The organism is Oligoflexus sp. (genome assembly GCF_035638955.1).
Taxonomy (GTDB): Bacteria; Bdellovibrionota_B; Oligoflexia; order Oligoflexales; family Oligoflexaceae; genus Oligoflexus.
In genome coordinates this window covers 1-22,845 of sequence record NZ_DASQYZ010000488.1, presented here as the reverse complement: position 1 = coordinate 22,845, position 22,845 = coordinate 1, and the positions used below count along the sequence as shown (strand labels likewise).

The 22,845-nt window shown below is 52.8% G+C and carries 24 protein-coding genes; 13 read left to right on the top strand and 11 right to left on the bottom strand.

The window, feature by feature from the left end:
* Nucleotides 1-44 precede the first annotated feature (44 nt).
* Nucleotides 45-470, top strand: a complete 426-nt coding sequence (locus VE954_RS39895) for a TraR/DksA family transcriptional regulator (protein ID WP_324963726.1) — start codon at nt 45-47, stop codon at nt 468-470.
* A gap of 64 nt (nt 471-534) precedes the next feature.
* On the opposite strand, the gene VE954_RS39890 is transcribed toward VE954_RS39895, so the two are convergent.
* From VE954_RS39890 to VE954_RS39870, 5 genes are all read right to left on the bottom strand, one after another.
* Entirely contained in the window at nt 535-1,704 is a 1,170-nt protein-coding gene (locus tag VE954_RS39890) for a hypothetical protein (protein WP_324963725.1), read from the bottom strand.
* Between the two features lie 14 nt (nt 1,705-1,718).
* Entirely contained in the window at nt 1,719-1,985 is a 267-nt protein-coding gene (locus tag VE954_RS39885; protein ID WP_324963723.1) for a septum formation initiator family protein, read from the bottom strand.
* A gap of 72 nt (nt 1,986-2,057) precedes the next feature.
* Nucleotides 2,058-4,208 carry an ATP-dependent helicase gene (locus VE954_RS39880; RefSeq protein WP_324963721.1) on the bottom strand — a complete coding sequence of 717 codons (2,151 nt, stop codon included), beginning with the start codon at nt 4,206-4,208 and terminating at the stop codon, nt 2,058-2,060.
* A gap of 4 nt (nt 4,209-4,212) precedes the next feature.
* On the bottom strand, nt 4,213-6,045 hold the full coding sequence (glmS, locus tag VE954_RS39875; protein WP_324963719.1) for a glutamine--fructose-6-phosphate transaminase (isomerizing): 1,833 nt from the start codon (nt 6,043-6,045) through the stop codon (nt 4,213-4,215).
* 22 nt (nt 6,046-6,067) lie between these two features.
* The gene (locus VE954_RS39870; protein ID WP_324963716.1) at nt 6,068-7,105 is read right to left on the bottom strand and encodes an NTP transferase domain-containing protein; all 1,038 of its coding nucleotides are present in this window, start codon (nt 7,103-7,105) and stop codon (nt 6,068-6,070) included.
* A 172-nt stretch (nt 7,106-7,277) separates the two neighbouring features.
* Between VE954_RS39870 and VE954_RS39865 the strand changes: the two genes are divergently transcribed.
* Nucleotides 7,278-7,703, top strand: coding sequence for a NifU family protein (locus VE954_RS39865; RefSeq protein WP_324963714.1), 426 nt, complete (start codon nt 7,278-7,280; stop codon nt 7,701-7,703).
* Nucleotides 7,704-7,733: 30 nt separating this feature from the next.
* Entirely contained in the window at nt 7,734-8,480 is a 747-nt protein-coding gene (locus tag VE954_RS39860; RefSeq protein WP_324963712.1) for a HEAT repeat domain-containing protein, read from the top strand.
* Here VE954_RS39860 and VE954_RS39855 read toward each other — a convergent pair whose 3' ends face one another.
* From VE954_RS39855 to VE954_RS39845, 3 genes are read right to left on the bottom strand one after another with little or no spacing between them, the layout of a single operon-like run.
* Entirely contained in the window at nt 8,481-8,879 is a 399-nt protein-coding gene (locus VE954_RS39855; protein WP_324963710.1) for a hypothetical protein, read from the bottom strand.
* Nucleotides 8,876-10,000 (bottom strand): alanine racemase, encoded by a 1,125-nt coding sequence (gene alr / locus VE954_RS39850; RefSeq protein WP_324963708.1) that lies wholly within the window; start codon nt 9,998-10,000, stop codon nt 8,876-8,878. Before alr ends, VE954_RS39855 begins: the two co-directional genes overlap by 4 nt.
* Before the next feature lie 15 nt (nt 10,001-10,015).
* A complete protein-coding gene (locus VE954_RS39845; RefSeq protein WP_324963706.1) occupies nt 10,016-11,203 on the bottom strand; it encodes a hypothetical protein in 1,188 nt (395 codons plus the stop codon).
* 218 nt (nt 11,204-11,421) lie between these two features.
* On the opposite strand from VE954_RS39845, the gene rpmH reads away from it, so the two are divergent.
* From rpmH to VE954_RS39800, 9 genes are all read left to right on the top strand, one after another.
* The gene (rpmH, locus tag VE954_RS39840) at nt 11,422-11,571 is read left to right on the top strand and encodes a 50S ribosomal protein L34 (protein ID WP_141730911.1); all 150 of its coding nucleotides are present in this window, start codon (nt 11,422-11,424) and stop codon (nt 11,569-11,571) included.
* Between the two features lie 21 nt (nt 11,572-11,592).
* On the top strand, nt 11,593-11,988 hold the full coding sequence (gene rnpA, locus VE954_RS39835) for a ribonuclease P protein component (RefSeq protein ID WP_324963702.1): 396 nt from the start codon (nt 11,593-11,595) through the stop codon (nt 11,986-11,988).
* Nucleotides 11,989-12,038: 50 nt separating this feature from the next.
* Entirely contained in the window at nt 12,039-12,248 is a 210-nt protein-coding gene (yidD, locus tag VE954_RS39830; protein ID WP_324963700.1) for a membrane protein insertion efficiency factor YidD, read from the top strand.
* The gene (yidC, locus tag VE954_RS39825) at nt 12,245-13,924 is read left to right on the top strand and encodes a membrane protein insertase YidC (protein ID WP_324963699.1); all 1,680 of its coding nucleotides are present in this window, start codon (nt 12,245-12,247) and stop codon (nt 13,922-13,924) included. Before yidD ends, yidC begins: the two co-directional genes overlap by 4 nt.
* Before the next feature lie 72 nt (nt 13,925-13,996).
* Nucleotides 13,997-14,746: a R3H domain-containing nucleic acid-binding protein gene (locus tag VE954_RS39820; protein WP_324963697.1), complete on the top strand. Its 750-nt coding sequence runs from the start codon at nt 13,997-13,999 to the stop codon at nt 14,744-14,746.
* A complete protein-coding gene (mnmE, locus tag VE954_RS39815; RefSeq protein WP_324963695.1) occupies nt 14,736-16,163 on the top strand; it encodes a tRNA uridine-5-carboxymethylaminomethyl(34) synthesis GTPase MnmE in 1,428 nt (475 codons plus the stop codon). The genes VE954_RS39820 and mnmE overlap by 11 nt, the downstream gene beginning before the upstream one ends.
* Nucleotides 16,164-16,337: 174 nt before the next feature.
* Nucleotides 16,338-17,870, top strand: a complete 1,533-nt coding sequence (locus VE954_RS39810) for an aldehyde dehydrogenase family protein (protein WP_324963693.1) — start codon at nt 16,338-16,340, stop codon at nt 17,868-17,870.
* 90 nt (nt 17,871-17,960) lie between these two features.
* Nucleotides 17,961-19,739 carry a phospho-sugar mutase gene (locus VE954_RS39805; RefSeq protein ID WP_324963692.1) on the top strand — a complete coding sequence of 593 codons (1,779 nt, stop codon included), beginning with the start codon at nt 17,961-17,963 and terminating at the stop codon, nt 19,737-19,739.
* A 192-nt stretch (nt 19,740-19,931) separates the two neighbouring features.
* Nucleotides 19,932-20,804, top strand: a complete 873-nt coding sequence (locus tag VE954_RS39800; protein WP_324963690.1) for an outer membrane beta-barrel domain-containing protein — start codon at nt 19,932-19,934, stop codon at nt 20,802-20,804.
* A 3-nt stretch (nt 20,805-20,807) separates the two neighbouring features.
* Here VE954_RS39800 and VE954_RS39795 read toward each other — a convergent pair whose 3' ends face one another.
* Nucleotides 20,808-21,809: a Gfo/Idh/MocA family protein gene (locus VE954_RS39795; protein ID WP_324963688.1), complete on the bottom strand. Its 1,002-nt coding sequence runs from the start codon at nt 21,807-21,809 to the stop codon at nt 20,808-20,810.
* A gap of 205 nt (nt 21,810-22,014) precedes the next feature.
* Between VE954_RS39795 and VE954_RS39790 the strand changes: the two genes are divergently transcribed.
* Complete coding sequence (locus VE954_RS39790; protein ID WP_324963687.1) at nt 22,015-22,230, top strand: Rho termination factor N-terminal domain-containing protein; 216 nt, start codon at nt 22,015-22,017, stop codon at nt 22,228-22,230.
* 182 nt (nt 22,231-22,412) lie between these two features.
* Here VE954_RS39790 and VE954_RS39785 read toward each other — a convergent pair whose 3' ends face one another.
* Both VE954_RS39785 and VE954_RS39780 read right to left on the bottom strand, forming a co-directional pair.
* Nucleotides 22,413-22,643, bottom strand: coding sequence for a putative signal transducing protein (locus tag VE954_RS39785; protein ID WP_324963685.1), 231 nt, complete (start codon nt 22,641-22,643; stop codon nt 22,413-22,415).
* Nucleotides 22,627-22,845: hypothetical protein (locus VE954_RS39780; protein WP_324963683.1), on the bottom strand; the 219-nt coding region annotated here is incomplete at its 5' end. The genes VE954_RS39780 and VE954_RS39785, both read right to left, overlap by 17 nt.

Below are 22,845 nucleotides of genomic sequence, written 5' to 3'. Positions count from 1 at the left end.
TAGAAGACATCGACTTTGACCGCTCAGAAGAAGGAATGATGTGAATGGCCACGCACGACCCAATAGACAATCACGAATTCCTGTCACGAGAGGAGCTCGAACGCTTCCGTGCCTTGTTACTGGAAGAACGAGGCAAACTCCTGCACAAATCCGCTCAGCTCGTGAAAGCTGGAAATATTGAGCTGGATAAGAATGAAATGCTGGACGAAGTGGATTTGGCTTCGGCCACCACCGAACAGAATTTAACATTCAAACTTCTGGATCGTGACCGGAAGCTGCTTGGTGAAATCGATCATGCGCTGGAAAAGATTAAGACCGGCGAATACGGATTCTGTGAAGGAACCGGTGAACCGATTCCCAAACGTCGTCTGGAAGTACGCCCCTGGTGTCGCCACAGTGTGAAATACAAAGAGCAGCTGGAGCGAATGAAAAAGACCGGACGCGGTGTGGGTGACGAAGACGAACTGTAGACAAAAAAAAGCCGGGTTTCCCCGGCTTTTTTGTTGGTGGTTAGCCTTGTCTCACGCGAAGCGTTCAGCAGCCCGCAGGTTTTTTGCTTGGATCTGAGTTGATCGACTTATAAAGATCACAGGCTTGCTGCTTCTGTGTTCCATCCAATTTGGCAATCTTGGCATTAAGGTCCGTGGCAACGGAAGTCGTTAACGCATTGCGTATCGCGGCGTTCTGCTTGGCAGCATCCGAAGTTGCACTGCTATCGGTCGTCGATGAAACCTTGGAAACCTTGGTTTCCAGGTTGGCGATCGACTCATCAATCGATTTGGTCACGGAATCCGGCACGCCACCCATCGAAGAAAACGCCAGGCTGGTCACCTTCATGTTGTTGAACATGGCGTTCAGCATGGAATCGGCCGCCTCTGTGGTTCCAGTTGGAAAGATCTTATTAATTGCGTTGGTCAGAACGGTCAGGTCGGTCAGGAACTTACCGACATCACCGGTTGGATTCAGTTTTGAGGAAACGCGCTGAAGGTTGGCGCCCAAGGCCTTGCCATCTGTCCCTACCGCTCCATCATCATAAAGAACCACAGAATAAAACGCGATGGCTTCGCCCAAATGCGCGAGGGCCCAGGCGAAGTGTGACTGGGCGCGACCTTGCACAGCCTGGGGACTGCTCACACAATCATGCCTTGGATCATTGGTGGCATTCTTGGCCTCGCCAGCCTGGATGATAGGACACAGAGTTTGCACCGCAAGTCCGATGTTTTGGATGATGTCGCTCAGAGATTCCCGGGCGTCCGTCCGTGATTTGGGAATATAAATCGTGGTCTCTGTGGTGGAGTCCTTGGCACCCAGCTCATCAAAATCCGCGGAACTTAGACCAATCACCGAAGCCAAAGAGTTCAGGTTATCGGAGGTGGCATCACCGCTGGATGTGGTCGTATCCTTGTTATCGGACTGATTGATCAGGTTTTTGGAAAGACTGAACGCGTCCAGCCCGGCCTTGCCCAGATAAGCGTAGGAACGCAGGACTAGGGTTTTTTCTTCATAGGGATTCATTTTCAGAATATCGTCAGTGATTTCCAAGGCCTTGTCGTTGTTGCCTTGATCGTACTCATATTGAGCCCGAATACGCAGCTGGTCCTGAGCCTGGTCCTGCTCTTTGCTGTTAAAGAAGGCGTTGAAGTTGTTGCTCCCGCAAGCCGTCAAAAGCCAGGCGGAACCCAGTGCAAGCGCAAACTTTTGCATATTCGGACCTCCGTTCAATCGGCGAAGAAGATAATCTTCTCGTTCGCGTCTGTGACATGATATTTATCGCGCAGGACTTTCCGCGCGTAAGCCGGCGAACTTTTGATTTTGCGAATTTCCTCGCTCAATTCCAGATTGTCGGTTTTGAGCTTTTCCACAGTTCCTTCCAGAATACTTAGGCTTTTTCGAAGCTTGAAATAATCCATGATCGAAACTTCGCCGCGCAACGTGCCGATAACCAGCACAGTCAGCGTCAGGCAAAAGACGATGCGAACGCCCATGAGTGACCTCGGGATTTCATACGATGAAACTATTATACCATAAAGGGGGAAAGGGGCGTATGCCCCCACGGATCAGTCCTGCTCTCCAAGACTTTGCAGCTGGCTGGGGCGGATTTTGCGAAAACCAAATTCGCGAAAGCGGACGATGGCTTTGTTCTGGCCGAGGTGCTGATCGAAACCTTCCACAACCCCGTGGCCGTAAGTCGGGTGAAAGACCCGGCTGCCCTTGAGGATGGGGTCGCCGCTATCTTCGTAATCATAGGAATAAGCGCTGGCCGCAGGCTGCGGGTTGAAAGCTTCTTCCGCTTTCTGTGAAAATTTCACATATTCTTTTGGAATTTCCTGTAGAAAGCGGGACGGTGGATTCATGCTTTCGGTGTTGTAGCTGCGTCGACGCTTGACGCAGGTCAGAGATAGCTTCACCTTGGCCCGGGTGATGCCAACATAGAGAAGCCGTCGCTCCTCCTCCACCATGCTGTGATCGTCGACGCTATTCTTGTGCGGCAAAAGACCATCCTCGAGGCCGGCGATATAGACTCGCGGAAATTCCAAGCCCTTGGCCATATGCAGGGTCATCATGGAAACGCCGATGATCTCCTGATCATTTTCGGGATCGTCACGGACGAGCGAGACCGTCTGCATCCACTCGTCAAGCCTGGCTTCCGGATTTTTCTTCTGAAATTCCGCCAGCGCGGCCGCCAATTCCTGAATGTTATCGATCTTATCGAGATACTGATCAGGATACTTTTTCTTCAGATAATCCGGATATTCCAGAGCCTCGAGCAGGATTTTAATCGCGTCCTTGAGTGGGGCCTGCAGAATATCGATACGCAGTGCCGCAATCAGATCGACAAAATATTTCAGTTTAGGGCCCACCTTGGGCGTGGTCGCCAGCATGCGACTGGCCTGCATCAGGGTCAGATTGTTGGCCCGCGCATACTGTCCGATCTGATCCACGGCTTTGTCACCAATGCCCCTTGTGGGGACGTTGATCGCCCGCAGAAAGCTCATGTTGTCACTGTCGTTGAGCAGAAGACGCAGATAAGCCAGCATATCTTTGATTTCCAGACGCTCATAGAATTCTACAGCGCCGAAAATCGTGTAAGGGATCCTGTTGCGTCGCAACGCTTCTTCGAGGGAACGCGATTGACTGTTGGTGCGATAGAAGATGGCGATGTCATCATACTGAAACTGACGCCTTTCGGCCTGGATGCGATCGGCAATCCAGTAGGCTTCCATTTCGCCGTCTGATTCGAGGTGCACCTCTATGAGGTCACCGGCATCCGCTTCGGTGAAAAGTGTTTTGGGAGCGCGCCGTTTGTTTTGAGCGACCAGTTTGCTGGCAGCATTCACAATGTTGCCGGTACACCGGTAATTCTGCTCCAAAGCTATGCGTTTAGCCTCTTGATAGGTCTGATGGAAATCAATGATGTTCGATGGCGTCGCGCCCCGCCAGCTGTAGATGGACTGATCATCATCACCCACCACCATCAGATTTCTGTGCTGTTCCGACAGAATCTGGATGATTTCAAACTGGGTGCGATTGGTGTCCTGAAACTCATCGACCATAATGTAGCGGTAACGTTGGCTCAAAATACCGCGTACTTTTTTGTTGGTACGTAAGAGCAGAAGCAGGTTCATCAAAAGATCGTCGAAGTCCATGGCATTACTATGCTGCAGATACTCCTGGTATTGCCGATAAACCTGGACAGCTCCGGCAGGAATCGGGTTGGCTGTGTTGATGGCCAGTTGTTCCGCTTCGTTGGGAAACAGTCCTGCCGTCTTAGCACGATGAATAAAGCTTTTCATCTCGTTCACCAGGGTCGGCAGATCACCCTTGGGCACCATTTCCTTCAGAATGTTTTTCAGGGCCTTGCTGCTATCGGCATCATCATAAATGCTGAAGTTGGAATCAAAGCCCAGCTCGGTTGCGAATTCACGCAGCCAGCGGGCGCAGGCGGAGTGAAAGGTTGTGACCAGGCAACGCCGGGCTTCCGGCGTCAGAGCCTCGGCCCGATGTTTCATCTCCTCGGCGGCCTTGTTGGTAAAAGTTACCGCCAGGATTTCCCAGGGCAGCACACCCTGCTCAATCAGCCACGCAATGCGCGTGGTGATAATGCGGGTTTTGCCGCTGCCAGCTCCGGCGAAAACGACCAAAGGCCCGTCCCGATGGAGACAGGCCGTTTTTTGGACTTGATTCAAGGACTCGAGAAGAACGCTCATTCACTCACTCAACGGTCACAGATTTGGCAAGGTTGCGTGGCTGATCCACATCGGTCCCTCGCTTGATGGCAATATAGTAGGCCAGGAACTGAACGGCAACAGTTGTCAGAATAGCCTGGAAATAAGGGTTATTCATTTTAGGCGAAGGAATATACATCTGGCTTAGGGCGCGCAAACGGGTGTCCTTTTCGTCGCCGATGCCAATCACAAGCCCTTCCCGGGCCCGAATTTCTTCGATGTTGCTTAGGGTTTTTTCATAATACGAATCGTGGGGGGCAATGCAAACGATCGGCATGTGCTTGTCGACTAAGGCAATCGGTCCGTGTTTCAATTCCCCAGCCGCATAACCTTCCGCATGGATATAAGAAATCTCTTTCAGCTTCAGCGCGCCTTCCAGAGCAATGATCCAATTGGGACCGCGGCCGACGAATAAAAAGTTCGGGTATTCGTAGAGACTGGTCGCCAGTTCCGCAATGTATTCCTCGGCATTCAGGGCCTGATCCATATAAAGCGGCAAACTCTTCAGCTCCTGGAGCTGAGCTTCCTTGTCCTTTGGAGTCAAACGGCCCAATTTTTCCGCAGCGGCCATACACCACAGATATGCGCACAGCACCTGCGAGGTAAACGCCTTGGTGGAAGCCACGCCTATTTCCGGACCGGCATGCATGAGAATACTGCTATGACTTTCCCGGTGAATCGTGGAGTAGGCAACGTTGCAGATGCTAAAGATCTGACAGCCTTTGTCTTTTGCCAGCTTGATGGACGCGAGTGTATCGGCGGTTTCACCCGATTGCGAGATCGCCATCACGAGGGTCTGGCCTTCACCGAGGAGCAAAGGTTCCCGATAACGGAATTCGCTCGCCAGCTCGACGTTGACGGGAATTCCCAGCGCTGGCTCCATAAAATACTTGGCAACCATGCCGGCAAGGTAAGCCGTGCCGCAGGCCACAATGTGAATGCTCTTCACTTTTTCCAGCTGAATGCTATTCAAGCCCAGAGCTTCATGATCGAACGCGCCTTGTGGGGCAAAAGCCTGTATCGTTTTGGAAATGACGCGCGGCTGCTCATGGATTTCTTTCAACATGTAGTGCCGATAGCCTTGCTTATCGGCGCTGCCAGGCGACCACTGAATAAAGGTGGTCTTGAGCGGCAGCTCTTCGCCCTGACGGTTCCAAAGTTTGACTTCGCTCCTGCCCACGGATGCGCACTCACCATCGTGCAGGAACACAGCTTTCTGGGTAAAGCTGACAAACGCTGTGATGTCGCTGCCAAAGAAATTTTCGTTCTGGCCCAGACCAATCACCAAAGGGGATCCCTGCTTGGCAAGATAGATGTGCTGATCATCCTGGTCGGTGATCAGAGCCAGGGAAAAAGCCCCTTCGAGACGCTTGATCACCCGCATCAAAGCTTCACGCGGGTGCGTGCCTTGCTTAATTTCCTGACCCAAAAGGTGCGCGACGACCTCGGTGTCCGTATCCGAGCGGAAGGCAACGCCCTTGTCCTGGAGTTCCTGCTTCAGTTGCCGGTAATTTTCGATGATACCGTTGTGAATCAGAGCCAGACGATCGGAAGCGTGCGGATGGGCATTGGCCTTAGTGGGTGTGCCATGGGTGGCCCAACGCGTGTGACCAATCCCGATTTGGGCAAGAGCAGGCAGCTGTGAAAGGGATGCCTTCAGGTTGTCGATCTTGCCTGCTTCCTTGGTGATGGAGATGTGGCTTTCGTGCAACACGGCAATACCGGCGGAATCATAACCGCGATATTCCAGACGCTTCAATCCATCAAAAACGATGTCCAAACAGCTCCGCGAGCCGATATAACCTATAATTCCGCACATTCTAAGGACTCCTCAAACAGGGTCAGGAAGCAGTGGTGGAGGATTGGATGGTCCCGGATGGAACCTTCGTGCCATCAGGAATGATTACATCTTTCAGGCAAACATGGCTACCGATCTCACACGATTTTCCAATCCGCGTGCGTCCGAGCAGAGTGCAGTGCGGTCCAATCCGTGCATCTTCGCCAATCAGTACACTTTCCTCAATATAACAGCTGTCCGCCATCTGAAAGGTCACGCCCGCCAGCATCCAGTTTTCGCGGATACGGCGTAAAATTCTTTGTTCCAAATCAGCCAGTTGTCGTCGGTCGTTGATGCCGTCAAAGGCTTCATAGTGATCCGTCACCCAAACGTCAGCACCAATGTTTTGCTTGCGCGCCAGGGCAAAGCAATCGGTCAGATAATATTCCTTCTGCGCGTTGGCCGTGGTCAGCTGCCCCAGCAGGGAAAACAGCAGATCCTTTTCCGCAAAGATCACTCCCGAATTGCAGATTTCAATCTTTTTTTCGGTGGCGGTGGCATCCTTTTCCTCGACGATGCCCTGCAGCTGACCCTGATCGTTCATCAGGATGCGGCCGTAACCTCGTGGCTGGGGATGGCGCATGGCAAGGACCGCGAGCCGACTCCCTTTCGATTGACAGGAATCCAGAAAGGAACGCAGGACCTGCCCATCCAGGGCCGGCGTGTCTCCGGCGCAAATCAAAACGTGAGTGCAGTCCAGCTTGCCGCCGCTCCACCAATAGCCTTTGGCATAAGAGGGGATCTGCGTATTGTTAAAACCAAATCCCGCACATGCGACGGCTTCCCCCGTTCCAAGCCGATCCGTTTGAACGGTCAGGGTCAAAGGCTGATAGTTTTCCAGGCAGGCGCTGAGTTGATCCAATTCACCGCCGATCACGGCGCAAATATCATGAATGCCAATGCTATTTAAGGTGGATAGGACCCGTCCCACCATCGGTACGCCAGCCAAGGGATGCAAAACTTTGGGCAGCTGGCTTTTCATTCGGGTTCCCTTGCCTGCAGCCAAAACAATAGCAGCGAATTGGCGGGATTCAGCACGCATCGGATCGTCTCCTGGTCAGTGTTGAAACTTCCTTTATAGCTGAGTGGCTCAGCCTCAAAAAGTCTTTATCCTTGAGAGTCTCCTTGATCCATGCCGATGGCTGGTGTAGATAAGGTATGATAAAACGGCGGATTGCCGACCCCTGATTTGTCTTTTGATCGAGGATATTCTCATGACGATGTCACTTCCGGCTGTAACAGTTGATCAGGAAACTCCTGGCCATTGGCGCGCCTTGCATGAGCCATCCGGGCGTATCACGGAAGGTTCCAGCGAGGACGAGGTCCTGGCGGCCATGAAAGAACTTCTGGGCATGGATACGTCGGGTCGTCTCCTGGAACCCTTCACCTCGGATCGATTTGAGGGAATGGCTCATCAGATCGCAATTTATCTGGAAGGTCCCGTGTCTGAGATGCTGGCTCTCCATTCCGGCTTTGCCCGTCTGGAAGCCTATCAGGACGGCACTGCCACAATACGTCTAGGTGGTGGCTGTGAGGGATGTCCCTCGTCGCGATTGACCCTAATGAATGGCGTCAAACGCGACTTGCAGGATAAATTTGGTGAGGACGTCTTGCTGGACGTTTTTCCGGTATTAGACTAGTCTGGTGATCCAAAACGAGGGACAGGAACCATGGCACTTTTTGATGGCATCAAGGAATATTTCGCTTCCCGTAAAACCAAGCGCCTCGACCGGGCCGGCAAGTTGATTCGCAATGCCAAGGCCATTCGGGAAGATCGCTGGGCGGCTCTGGAATTTTTAGCCAGGGACGTTAAGGAAGCCGATCAGGCCATCCCTCTGCTTTTGTATCGCTTCGAATATAGTCTTGAGCACGGTATTAACGACACCCGTGAAAAGGAACTTGCCCAGGAAGGCATCGTCCGCTTCGGTGAAGCTGGCGTTCCTTTTTTGCAAGACTGGCTGAAGAAAACCAGCCGCATCGCATGGCCCATTAAATGTCTGAAGTCGCTGGGCAAGGAATCGCTGGTCGTCGACGCTTTGCAGGCCGCGCTTGATTATAACGACGTGGCTTTTGATCAGCAGGCCGTGGATAAAAATTACGATATCCTCTGCTATCTGCGCGAGTACCAGATTCCTGATTCGATCGACAAGATCGCTCATTTCCTGAAGGATCCTGATGAGCGCGTGCGCTTTGCGGCGGCCGAACTTTTGATCGCGCAGAAAAGTGATGCGATCAAACCCAAGATCAGTCTGTTTCTGAAAGATGATTCGTCGGAAAACCGCCGTCTGCGACAGGCCGTGATTCAGGCCTATGTGGATCGCGCGTGGACTGTGGACAATCCCCAGGAATTCACTGATGGCTACATTGCCGATGGCGTGCGGGTGAATTCCCGAGGCATGCTTGAAGTTCGCGCCTGATCAAACGGGCGTTGGTTTCTCTTTCTCTTCACGCGAATAGAGACCCATGCGAATGCCGCCCGGATCCTCAATGCAGTATAGCTGACCGTAGCCCGGCATAGGGCGCGGTCCCCAGACCTGCTTGCCGCCCAGCTGCTCCACCTTTTCCAAAATTCCAGGCATGGATCCATCCACTGCAAAATACGGCACCACACCGGAACTATAGGGATGATGCTCCTGCGGCAGGTGACCGACAATGCTGATGCCGAAGGTGCAGTCATCCGGCACCTCAAGCACCGTGTATTCATGGATTGCGATCGGGACCGCCGGCCAGCCAAAAATCTCGGCGAAAAAGGCGATGGATGCTTTGATGTTTTCCGAATGCAATTCAAGCTGACAGAGACGATGCGGATGAATCATAACGCACTCACACGACGTGGGATGTCTGGATTCAATTGCGTGACTATTTCGTAATGAATGGTTTCAGCCCATTCGCCGATCTGCGCGGCATCGATATGCTCCTTGCCATCATTGCCGATCAGCGTGACCGGTTCACCCGTTTTCACGGCGGGCACATGACTGATATCAACCATCATCATATTCATACAAATGCGGCCCACAATAGGGCAGCGATGACCGCGGATCAGGACATGGCCGCGGTTGCTGGCCAGTCGCGGATAGCCTTCATAATAGCCAACCGGCAAAACAGCGATGGTCATGTCCCGCAGGGCTTTATAGGTACAGCCGTAGCCGATGAATTGACCCGCATGAACCCCTTTGACGATGGCCACTTCCGTTTTCCAGCTGAGAACAGGTTCCAGTTCCACCAGCTGACCAAAGCTTTGCAGGAAGGAAAGCTGAGTCGCCCGGCTGGGCCATAGGCCATAGATCGAGATGCCGACGCGAATGAGATCGAAGCGACTCGACTGCATGATCAGCGCCGAGGAACTGGCCGCCATGTGCGAGAGGAGTTTAAAGCCCGCTGCGCGGAATTGATGAACGACACCGGTAAAAGCATCGATCTGTTGATTGGCGTAATTTTGTTCGAGCACGTCCTCGACGTTGGAAAAATGGCTGCAGATGCCGACCAGTTTGTCCTTGTGCGGCTGCAGACGAGCGATCAGGGCGGTGGCCTCTTCCGGCAAAAAACCCTGCCGGGACATGCCGGTGTCTATTTTCAGATGCGCGCGTGGCTTGTGCTCGTCTGGGGTGGCCAACCATTCCTGAAGTGTGGTTTCTTCGCTTAAAAAAATATCAGCATGAAGCTGGGATGCCTGCCGACAGGCCTTGGGATGAATAGGTCCGACCACCAGGATGCGCATTTGATAACCGAGCTGTCGCAGCGATTCCGCTTCGCTCAGATAGTTGACGCCCAACCATTCCGGTTGCAAAGGCGCAAGAATTTCATGGATTTCTTTAAGGCCGTGACCATAAGCGTTGGATTTGATCACCGGCACCATCACGGCTGCGCCGGCCAGTTTGCGGAAGACTTCGACATTATGTTTCAGGGCGGCAGCGTTGAGTTCAATCCAGCAGCGCACATCATTTCCTTTGCATCAGGTCCCTACCAGTTGCAGAGGTTTGACATCGCGACTGGCCTGCGGACGAAGTTCCAGGTCATAGGCGTAGCTTACCTTTTTCAGCGGTGAATTGCACGGTTCAGCACTCTGCAGTTGCAGGATGCCAACAGCCAATCCGGCTGCATTACTGCGGCTGACAAGTCCAAGATCGCGACCGCAGGTACTCATCGTAAAGATTTCGAGGTTGGCGCGACCGTTGGCGGTTTTGGTTTCATTCCAGCGAAAACTGGTCGGACGAACCAGAGTCAGGTCCTCCCGAGGGCCTTGCCGCAAACCCTGAGCCAGTTGTTGAACCGGCACAGTCAGGCCCGGCTCAAAAGCGGTCCAGATCTTTTTAGGAACATCATCCGAGCAGGCCATGTCCGGGTAATGGGCTACCAGCATGGACACCTGCAATTTATTTTTGTGATTCTGCTGCACAAGACCGATCGGCGCTTCATTGCAGCGGCGCAGATAATAAACCTGATAGCGTTTGGTCAAAGGTTCCACAGCGTCGGTTGCAAGAAGTTGCACAGGAACGCGGCGCAGACTGTAGTCGGGATTTTTTTCCTCGGCCGGCGATTGCATCAGATGAAAGTTGGCGAGATGGGTCGTATCGAGTCCATCCAGGGTATAAACCGCGGTGCTGCGGTTACAGGCTGAAGGACGGGTGGTGCTGCTTTCCAGGACCGCAAAGCGTGTGCCGGTGGCCTCGGGAAGTACGAGAAGTCCACGGGCTTCCCCGCATTGCGAGGTATAGACGGCGTGACCGGAAGCTGAGCCCAGGTCTTGCACGGACGTGCGCGTGAAATGCAGATTTTGAATCGGAGCCGCTTTCACGATCAAAGGCTCCTGATTGGGATCCATCGAGGTAATTGCGGCATAGTTTCGAGCCTGGATCAAGGGCAGCGTGGTTTCCTGCATCCCGAGCAATCCCATGCAACGTGCGTGATAGCGGCGCAGCACAACGGCCACTTTGAGCTCGTTGCCTTCTTCGACTCGATAGACAAACCCGGCAAATTGAGCGCCACAGGGCTCCAGGTAAGCGACTTTGACGACACCATCGAAATCGGCCTGGACACGTACAGGCTGGACTTCCAGGGCATAAGGAGCGGCTTCGAGGGCGGCGGAGTGCGTTTGTAACATACTGAAAAATATGAGAAAACACGCCAACGTCTTAACCATAGCGGCACACTCCAATGTCGTTTTGGCTATGTTTATAGACTTCTTTGACTCAGTGCAAGTGAAAAGTGAATGCCCACAAGGTTTTCAGAGAACTTGCCATGCCTTAGGTGTTCTGTTAGAGTCTCGCGGCTGTCTCATACATGAATCGCCTGCTGTTCAGCTCAGGTGGCCATATTCAAAATGTAAGTCGTGGGCCAGCTGCTTTTAAGGAGTAACTAATGAAACGTACTTTTCAACCCAGCAATCTGAAACGTAAACGTACCCATGGCTTCCGCGCTCGTATGGAATCGCCTGGTGGTCGTGAAGTTCTTCGTCGTCGCCGCGCCAAAGGTCGTAAGCGCCTCGTTCCAACGATCTATCAGAAGTAACCTAACGCTCCAGAGAATTTCATGCTGGAGTTTTCAAAACAGCAAAGACTGCTGCGCCGAACCGAGTTTACCAGGACGATGGATGCTGGCACCAAAGTGGTGACCCCGCATCTGGTCTTGATCGGTCGACGCAATGATGAGACTTTGTCAAAAATCGGCTTTATCGTGTCGAAAAAGGTCGGTAGCGCGGTCATCAGGAATCTGGTGAAGCGGCGGCTCCGCGAGATTTTTCGGACGCGTCTGCACAAACCCGAGGGGATCGACATCGTTGTGATCGCTCGTGGTCTGGCCGCGGAAGCTGACTTTGACGAGGTCGCGCGTTCGTTTCATTCGGCATTGGACCGTTTGCAGAATCGCCTGCAACAGCGTCCGGGTTCGGGTGGAAAAACGATTAGTCCTATTCAGCCGCTGTCTTGAGTCCAGCCCCCTGCTTTTATCTTTTCACGCCACATCGGGGAGCGTTGTGCATGATTGGGCGTATCTTCATCGTGCCCATCAGAATCTACCAGATTTGCCTGGCGCCGCTCCTGGGACCACGCTGTCGGTTTTATCCGAGCTGCTCCCGTTACGCCGTTGCTTGTCTGGAAAAGGACCCTTTTTCCGTAGCCATCAAGAAAATCTGTTGTCGCATACTTAGGTGCCATCCGTGGCATCCAGGAGGAGTGGACCTTCCATGAATTGGGATAAGAAGTCTATTGTCGCTGTGTTTATCTGTACGTTGCTTTTTATGGGTTATATGACCTATTTACAAAGCAAGTATCCCGACTTTTACGCGGGCAATCGAGGTGAGACGGTGGAGGAGCCGACACCGGCCCCAACGCCCACCACGCCGAATCCCGCCCCCGCTGCTGCCGCATCGGCTCCTCCTGCTGATGCAGCTGCTCCAGGCGCCGCGACTCTGGCTCCCGCGCAGGTCACTTCCCTCACGGCTCAGGAACTCACGTTTGACACGAAAACGCGGATCATCCGTTTCGATCAAAGTCTCGGTGGCATCGCCAGCATTCAACTGAAGGATTATGCGCAGGATCAGAAATCCGGTTACCAGGTGGAAGTGCTGGATAGTCCGATTTTGGTGCAGGGCACGACCAATATTCAGGATAAATTGGGACAAAAAGGCTTTGCCGGACAGCGCGAAGGCAATACGATTCGTTTCAGCCGCACGGAAAACAATTGGGCGATTGAACAGATCTTCACAGTTCCCGAAGATGGCTACGGTCTGCAGGTGAAAGTGAATTTCAAGAACAACGCGGCGGTTCCCCAGGAATTGACCGGCGGCGCTTTGGTGCAAGAGAATATCGCGCAACCGCCCAGCAGCGGTGGTTTTCTAAGCAGCATGTTTGGAGGCAATCCAGCCAGTGCCACCACCTTTGTCTACAGCGTAAACGGTAAAACCAATGAAATGCTGGTTCACGATCTTTGCAAGGAAGATGCGGATCCCACCGCCTTCAACCTGACCGGCGAGAAACTTGATTACATCGGTATCGATCGGCATTACTTCCTGTCCTTCCTTTGGGCCAAAGATCAGCCCATGAATTATCTTTTGCAGCGATCGTCCGAAGCGAATGCTTTGTTCTGCCCGACGACAATCCTCGCCTGGCAGAAGTTTGGCTTGGTTGAGGCAGGTGGAACGGTTTCTGTGGACCTGTCTGGATATTTTGGTCCGAAGCAGAGGGATATCCTGGCTGCTCATGATCCCGCTCTGGCCAGCAGCATCAAGCTGGGTTGGTTTTCGTTTTTTGCGCATCCGCTTATGATCGTTCTGAAGGAATTGCATAAACTTCTTCACAACTGGGGTCTTGCGATTATCGTCATCACGGTTTTGTTGAAACTTTTGTTTTATCCATTGACAAAAGCAGCTGCGGTGTCGATGAAAAAAATGCAAAAGCTCCAGCCTGAGATGACGGCTATCCGTGAAAAATTCAAAGATGACCCGCAACGTCAGCAGCGTGAGCTGATGGCTTTCATGTCTCAGAACAAAGTGAACCCATTTAAAGGTTGTTTGCCGATCCTGCCTCAGATTCCGGTCTTCATCGCCTTCTACAACCTGCTATCACAGACGATCGAGCTGCGGCACGCGCCTTTCTTTGGCTGGATCACGGATCTGGCGTCTCGCGATCCTTATTACATCACCCCAATACTGCTGGCCGTGGGTATGTTTTTGCAACAAAAATTGACTCCCAACCCCGGTATGGATAAGAATCAAGAAAAGATCATGTTAATGATGCCAGTAATTTTCGGCCTGATGATGCTGTCAATGCCAGCGGGTATGGTGCTGTATATGATCACCAATACGATCGTATCGATCGTTCAGCAGCAGTGGCTTAATAAAAGGTTGGCAAAGCAGTTGGGTTGAGCCGAGAGGGGCGGATGCGGCCTGGATCAGCAGACGATGGCTGTCTGGGGCCCAATCACAGAGGAGTATTCGATGCAGAATAAAGGCAATGAAGTTCGCGTGACTGCCAAAACCTTGGATCTCGCACTTTCCGAGGCCGCGACTCGTTTGCAAGTGGATCAAAGCCAACTCGATTACAGAGTGGTATCGCAGGGAAGTGGAGGCCTTTTCTCCTTTCTTGGCAAAAAAATAGAGATCGCTGCCTGGAAAAAAGCAATCGACATTGAACAGCTGATGACGGAAGACGGCCAGGAAAACGATGGTGAAGTCGAAGCCCTGAGCCCGCAGGAAGTCGAAGCTCTGAAACGCGACCTGCAAAAATTCTGTCAGGACATTTGCAGTGCCATCAGCAATAAGCCCGTGACGGTTAAAGCCGAACTCGAAGGCAATCGTTTGATCCTGGACTGCGATGATGAGTACCTCGCGGGTCAGATGATGAAAAACAGCAAGCTGGCGGAAGCGCTGGAGCACATCCTGCGGAAAAAGCCGCGGCATATCAAACGCGAGCTGCCGTTTCGGATTTTCGTGGATGTCCAGGGTGTACGCCGTAAGCGGGAAACCGATCTGGTGGAACTGGCTCGGGACCTTTCGGAAAAAGTACACGAGAACAAGCGCCCTATCGTTTTGAATTACAAGAGCTCGTATGATCGCAAGATCATTCACATGGCGCTTGATAAGGATGACCGAGTTTATACCAAATCGATCGGCACAGGACCCAATCGCAAACTGATGATCCTGCCGATTCGCAAAAAAGATGAACCTGAGTATGGTGATGAACGCTAAAGATTCCAATCGACAAGCATCATCGGCGCCAACTGCAAGCCCGGCATCTGCCGGGCTTCGCTTTGTGGGCGAACCGATCGCCGCGCTGGCCACAGCCTCAGGCGCGTCCGCCGTGGCCATGATCCGCATCAGCGGGACCCATGCTCTTCCGCTTCTGGAAAAACTCCTGCGGCGCCGTTCGGCAGCCCCGGTCACCCCTCGCGTAATGATGATGGCCCAATTTTTGGATCCATCCAGCCAGGCTGTGGTGGATGAGCTGATGGTGGCTGTGTTTCATGGTCCCGCCTCCTTTACAGGCGAGGATGCCGCCGAGCTTTATTGTCACGGCGGACCCTATATTGTGGGACGCCTTCTGCATATTCTCTATGCGCATGGATTTCGACCAGCTGAACCTGGAGAATTTACGAGGCGGGCTTTTCTGCATGGAAAAATGGATCTCAGCTCGGCGGAAGGCATTAAGCAGCTCGTGGAGGCCCAAACTGAGCAGCAGTGGTTGGCCGCAAGGCAACTTGCCACGGGACGTTTTGCGCGGACGATCGAGGAGCTAAGGGCCAGTGTGATTGAGTCCATGGCTTATCTCGCCGCCAGGATTGATTTTCCAGATGAGGGCGATACCCAGGATGTGGATTTATCCATGGTGCGGGTGCGCGTGGAAAAAGTCATGCAGCGCATTCAGAAACTGGAGGACAGCTACGGCAGCGGTCGAGTCGCCGCCCAGGGGCTGATGGTGACGATCCTTGGTCGGCCCAACATGGGCAAGTCCACGCTTTTGAATACGCTGCTGGGCAAGGAGCGGGCGATCGTAACGGAGCATGCAGGGACCACCCGCGATTATCTTGAGGAACCCTGCCGCGTACGTGGTCGCCTGATTCGCCTTGTGGATACGGCAGGAGTTCGTGAAGCCAAGGATGCGGTGGAGAAAGTAGGTATTGCGCGTGGTTTGGAGCTGGCGCAGGAATCCGATCTTATCCTCCTCCTGAACGCAGCGGATGCCGAAGCCGAGGATCTTCAGGAAACCGACCGTTTGGAAGCTCAGCTCGGAGCTGAACGCTGTCTGCGCGTCTTGACCAAAGCGGATCTCGGCGTTCCCGCCTGGGCCAAGGGTTATCTGATGATTTCCTGCCAGGCTGAGCGGGGACTTGAACAATTGGAAGAAGAAATTGTAAAAAGAGTTGACGGTTTTGTGGGAAAACTCAGCGAAGAACCCTTCGTGAGTTCCGCTCGTCATCTTGCTGCACTGCAAACGGCGAAGGCGGATCTTATCGCGTATTTTAACGCTGAAGCGGCCGGTCACTACGATGAACTTTTGGCCTTCGAGCTGCAAAATGCAGCAAGGGCACTCAGCAGTATCCTTGGCACGATTGATGTCGAGGATGTATTGGATAAAATCTTTCGAGATTTTTGCGTCGGAAAGTAAAACAAGCCCATGCTTTCGAGCCAAAAATAGCTTAGACTTCAAGGGGCTCTCCCGATACAATTCAGGAGAGTCGAGATTTTCCGCACAAAAGTCGAAAGAATATAAGGCGTCGGGCACGCGTGCACTCGACCTTTCTCGAATGCGGGGCCCAGATTCGCCAATAAGGGGGAGACCATGGGCTTTGAAACTTTCTTTCAGGCGCTCCAGGAACGACGATTTCCCCTGGAATTTCCGGGGCATTTTATTGGTGGTGAATGGAGCCTCGACCCCAAGTCCGAGGTCCTGCAGGGATCTTTCAATCCATCCCGCGGGGACGCCATCGTCAAAGTTTTAGTCAGTAAAAAATTGCTGGAATCGGCCGTGGATGCCGCTGACCAGGCGCAAAAGGATTTATCCGCCATGTCGATGGAAAAGCGCCTGGAATACCTCGCGCGCCTGCGACAGGTGATCACAGATTACCGGACCCTGATTGTCGATGCGCTCTGTATCGAGGCTGGCAAACCGCGCTGGGAAGCGCAGGCGGACTTTCATAGCGCCTGTCAGCAGTTGGATGCGGTGTTGGCGGAAAGCAGTCGGATCCGTGAATCCCTTTTGGGGCCTGTCCGGCTCGCCTGGCCTGACACGGAATTCAATCTGCAAGCCAACGGTATTACCGTGGCTTTTCTGCCGTTTTCCACGCCACTCGCCACGTTCGTGCAAACTTTTGCGGGAGCCTTGATCGCAGGGGCACCTCTGCTGGCCATGCCATCGTCTCATGCGGTGCTGTCCGGTGTGCTCTTTGGATGCGTCGTGAATCAGCTTGAGCTGCCCAAGGGTGCCGTGAATATTGTGTTTGGTAACTACCAGACCTTTGTGAAGATCCTTCAGGACAAACGCGTTCAGGCTGTGATCTATTCCGGATCCCGCGAACACTGCGATACCATTCGCCGCGATTACATGGGCCAGATCAGTCGTGTGCTTCTGCTGCAATCCGGCGGTAAGAATTCGGTGATCGTCGATAGTGAAGCCGATGTCAAAGAATCGGTACGGTGCGTGATGTATGGCGTGATTAAAAACGCCGGTCAGTTGAATACTTCGACCAGCCAGGTTTATATTCACGAATCTAAACTTGAGGCATTCAAAAAGGAAATGGTTCGTGCGGTTCGGGCTCTGAGGATCGGGCCAACCGATGGTACGGAAGATCCGCATCTTGGGCCGCTTTACGCACAGAAGGCCGTGGACAAGTTTCTGCGCTATCAGACCATGGCCAAGCGTGAAGCCTCGGATACCTGGGTATGGGGCAAGGTTTACAATACCGGGACAGCTGGCTATTTCGTAACGCCCGGCGTGCACTTCTTTGCGGACATGGATTCAAGCAGTTCCTATCAGAGCAACGTCCTGATGTGTCCTGATGTGGCTGTTTATAGCTATCGTGATGTGGATCAGGCCATTCAGGCCTCGAATAATACGGAAGCGTCCCTGGTGACGTCTTTGATCGGGCCTGTGGAACGGACCAAACCATGGGTCAGTCAGTTGCGGGCGCCGAACGTTCTGCTGAATCTTCCGACCGTCGGGATGGATGTCAACCTGCCTGTTGCAGGTCGCAAGCTTTGCGGTGATTACCGTCTCAATGGCCTGGGTATCGCTTATCTGTTGGCTTATCCTCAGGCCTGCCAGTCCAGTGTGCGCGAGTTGACAGAATTTGCCGCCTGGCCGCAATTAGACTGATTGAGCCGGGCATCCTTTTGTGCTTCTATGGCTTTGTGTGTGCGTTGAGCACCGGTTCCATGGCCAACGAAGCATCAAAGAGGTGCCCCCTTGCAAGACAATATCCGCAAGCTCGCTCAATATTGGTCGACTTCCCAGGTTTTCGACGACAAGACTCGCACGGAAATCACCGGGCTTCTCAGCAGTCAAAATGAAAAAGAACTCACGGAACGATTCTATCGCGATCTGGAGTTTGGCACTGGCGGGATGCGCGGCATCCTCGGGGCCGGCTCGGCGCGTATTAATATTTATAACGTGCGGAAAGCCAGCCAGGCTTTTGCGGATGAACTTAATTCTGTGTTCAAGGATCAGGCCAAGAAGTCGATCGCGATTTCCTATGACTCGCGACATTTTTCCCGAGAGTTTGCGGAAGCCACCGCGGGCGTGATGGCAGCCAATGGCATTCATGCCTACATCACCAAGGAACTGCGGCCGACGCCGATGCTGTCGTTCATGGTTCGTCATTACGGTTGCAAAGGCGGCGTGTGCGTGACCGCCAGCCACAATCCTCCTGAATACAATGGCTATAAGGTTTATTGGGAAACCGGCGGACAGATCGTGCCACCTTATGATGAAGCTGTGATTGCGCGTTATGCGGCGCTAACGAAGTATGAATCGATTCGTTTCATGTCTTTTGAAGAAGGCGTGAAGAAGGGCCTCATTCATGAAGTGGGCGTCGAGTTCGATGAAATTTATTTCAAGGAAGTGGAAAAGCTTTCCGTTCGCAAAGAGGGCCGTGAAGGTTTTAAGATTGTTTATTCTCCGCTCCACGGGACCGGAGCTTATCCCGTCACCGAGTCCCTCAAGCGCTATGGCTTTAAGGATGTCTCGGTGGTTCCTGAGCAGGCCAAGCCTGACGGTAATTTCCCCACTGTGAAGTTTCCGAATCCCGAAGATCCCGAGGCCATGCAGATGGCGATCGACCTGGGCCGTAAACTGAAAGCGGACCTGGTCCTTGGTACCGATCCTGACACGGATCGGATCGGGATCGTGGTGCGTGAGGAGAACGATTATCGCGTTTTCAACGGCAACCAGATTGGTTCCCTTCTGGTGGATTTTTATCTGTCCGGTCTTAAGGATGCCGGTCGCATGCCGGCCAGTCCTTTGGTGATCAAAACGATTGTGACCACCGATCAGCAGATTGATATTGCTCAACACTACGGCGCCACCTGTGAAGAGACGCTGACCGGTTTCAAATGGATCTGTCAGCTTGTGGACGACATTGAAAAAGGTCGTAGCAAACCCTATCGCCAGTATGTGTGCGGCGGTGAGGAAAGTTACGGTTTCCTGGCCGGCACGTTTGTAAGGGACAAGGATGCCGTCAGTGCCTGCTGCCTTGCGGCTGAAATGGTGGCCTATTATAAATCCAAGGGCAAGACCCTGAGCATGGTGCTCGATGAGCTCTATTTGCGTCACGGGGTTTATCTGGAGTCGCTGGCAACCCTGACACTACCGGGCAAGGAGGGTGCCGATCGCATCCGTCAGATGATGGAGCGTCTGCGGTCTGATCCGCCTCGGGAGATCGCCGGTTCGGAGGTTCGCATTTTGCGCGACGTCGATGCGCAAAAGGAAACAAGCTTTGACAAGGGCAAAGGCGTAACCAAACCCTATGATATGCCACGCTCCAATGTTTTGCAGTTTGTCCTCGCCGATGGTTCCAAGGTCAGTGCCCGTCCTTCGGGAACCGAACCGAAGATTAAATTTTATTTCTCGGTCCATGAAACCATAAGCAAGACGGCCTCCCCGGCTGAGTTATCATCAGCCAAGGCCCGTTGTGCCAAACGTTTGACGGAGCTCGAAGCGGCGTTTAACGCGATGGCCCGGTCCTGAGGGAGCGGATTCATACGGCAAGGCTCAAGTTTTTTCGTTTTTTTCCGATAGGCCCCAAGTCGACAGCCAGGACTGTGTATGCGGTTCCTGGCGAGCCCTATCCCTCGTCAGCCATAGCCATGATACAATAGCAGGTGATGAGCGATTGTGCCCAGCCCCCGCGGCGTTGCGTCCTTGACAAGGAAGGCCTCGATGAAAAAACTTGTGTTTCTGATCGGTTTAGTAAGTGCGATGCCAACCGCATGGGCCGATTATAAAAAGGCCACTGAAGGTCGGGACGTGGTGATGAACAAGCTTTATCCCAAGTCCGAGCGCTTTGAGCTTGGCCTGCCGGCTATTGGCTTTGTCATGAACCAATCCTATGTGAATACCTTCCTCATAGGCGCTGACGCGTCCTATTTCCTGAATGAAACCCTCGGTTTTTCCTTTGTCGTCAACAAAGGTGTGAACGAGGACAAGGCGGAACGGACCTGTATTGAAAATTTCTACTATGATCCCAGCAATGAAGTCGGCGTAGCCTGCGGCAATGACAATCTGAAAACGGCTGATAAGAATAATGATCAGTTTCCACGTTTCGGGCCTGCTTATGTGCCGATTCGCGAAATCCAGCAGATGCTGATGGCCAACGTGATCTGGACGCCAGTTTACGGCAAGCAGCTGTTCAGTCTGGGTTCAACCACCAGTTATTTTGATTTGTTTTTGGAACTGGGCGTGGGTTTGGCTCAATCCAAGTTTTATAAGAAGCAGGAAGTCCTGAAAAACGGCAACCTGCCGCGCGGCGTTTATATTGACCCGACCGATCCTAATAACGATCCGGCTCAAGCGGCTGCGAACAATAATAAAATCGGTGCGTTGCCCGATACACCTCAGTTCTACGGCACAGCCGGTCGTCCCACGGCCCGTGATGATAGCAATCCGCTTTTGAATCTTGGCCTGGGCCAGAAATTTCACTTTGGTCGCATGTTTCACATTAAGATCTATGTGCGGAACATGACCCTTCTGGCCACCGATCAGGGTTTTGAAAACCTGTTCGCGCTGTACGGCGGCATTGGTTTCCGCTTCTGAAAGTCAACGTTCCTCCTGCCATCTCGCTTGAAACATGGCCTCCAGGATATCCAGGTTGGTCGCGAGATGCGGATAGGAACGTTTTTTTTGGCCAAAAGCCTCATCGAGAAGGCAGGACGCTATTTCAATGTAACCTTCCAGCCACCCCATCCCATGATAGGGCGGCTGCCTCGAACCCAACTCCGTATCCTTGCGAGTCATCACCTTCCGATCACGACCCACACCTAAAATAATTTCATCCGGCTGCAGGAATTGCCAGGTCGCGCTACCCTGTGATCCGAGCACGTTGATTTCAAAATGATTGGTGGCTCCATGGACGGTCTTGGAGATCGATCCTAAGGCCCGTCCTTGTGGATAATCCAGTGTGAGCTGCACATGGGTATCCCGATGGGGTGTTTCCGCATTGATATACGAGCGCCAACCGTCGATGCGATTCGGCGTTGCTCCCATGAGAAAGCTTACGGCATCAATCCAGTGTGTGCCGAGGTCCAGATACGTATCAAACGCCCCGGATATTCTGGGATCGTCCTTCCAGCCTTGGGCTTGATGGCTTTTTTGGTGCAAAGCGCGTTCGGCAGCTGACGCCTGCCAGTAGCGGCCTTCGATTGTAATGATGCGACCTAGGGTCTGCTCATCGAGCAGGCGTTTCAAAGTCTGAAGGCCCCAGGTTTGTCGATAGACATGCAATATGGCGACAGGAGTTTTGACCTCACGGAGGGCGCGGACTTCGTCCAGGTTAATACAAGCAGGCTTTTCACAGAGGATGGCGGCATAGCCAGCTCGGTCAGCGTCCAGGATGGAGGGCGCATGCAATCCGTGGGGATTGGCTATGCACAGAACGGGACGGGAATATTTTTTTCGTGCGTCAGCGAGCGACGAGCCGCGTTCCAGCCACACTGGGGTTTCGATGTTCAGCTCAGGCCGTGCGAGCTGAAGACAGGCGAGACTCTTAGCAATGGCATGACCGGACCGTCCACTGCCAAGAATCAGAGGCGTCACTGTCATGATGTGTCCCTTCGTGTCATGCACATGCATTGAATTTTTTTTATGGGGCCGGGTGGTGATGCTGTCAAAAGATATTATTATGCAAGTGGCTCCCTTGAGGACGGGCGGTCTGCATAACTTTAGGAATTCACCTGGGCGCTGGGGGGCTTTACGATGGGTTGTGAAACAGGCCCCACGTCGGCCCAGCTTCTCGGGAGAGACGGTCATGTCAGCAGATACATTACATCCGGAAGAGAGCAACGAAACATCGCCCAACCTCAAAGAAGACACCCCAGAGGATTACAATTCTGACGATTCGATCATCAGTCTAAGAGCCCTCGCGGATTCTCTCTACATTCCAGGAAGTCATCGCATGAATCGTGAAGCTCTCCTGTACGCGATTCACAAGGCACAGGGTGGTGATGGAGGGCTCACGATCTAAAAATCCGGACCAAAAGAGCCAATTTGGCTTTGTAAAAAAAACACGTCGTCCATCGCTGCGAGTCTTTACGGCTGATGTTGGAGCTGCTATGTGAAATAATCAAGGCAGCCCGTGCTCAAAAGCTTCAAGGTCGTTAAAAGCTAGTATTTCATTGTAGTCATTAAGAAGGTTTAGGTTGAATATTACGCATCCGATATACCTTGCAGAAGTTCTTTGGCATGATCGAGCTGCTCCTCGGGAACATACAGTTCAACTCCATAGGCTACCGTGAGGGGCGGGTAGAGGCCGCCAGCGTCGTCTGATTTCAATTCAACTCTGATTCCAGACCCTCGTATTGCACATGCCGCAAGATCCGCCTGCAAACGATCTGAGAATGACGTCAGAAGGACCCATTTTTTAATATTTGCATTCATTTAACGCTACCTCACTGAGAAAGTCCAAATCTGAACTGGGGCACTCATTGGCAATCTGCTGCGTAACCACTTCGACTTTTGAAGACCATTTTGAATCGAAAGCTTCAGAACTCAATTTCGGCCCATCTACGCTAGCCTCGGCATAGAACTGATCAATAGCTTTTTTCATCTTTTCTCTGAAGCATGGACTTGTGCCAGAAAA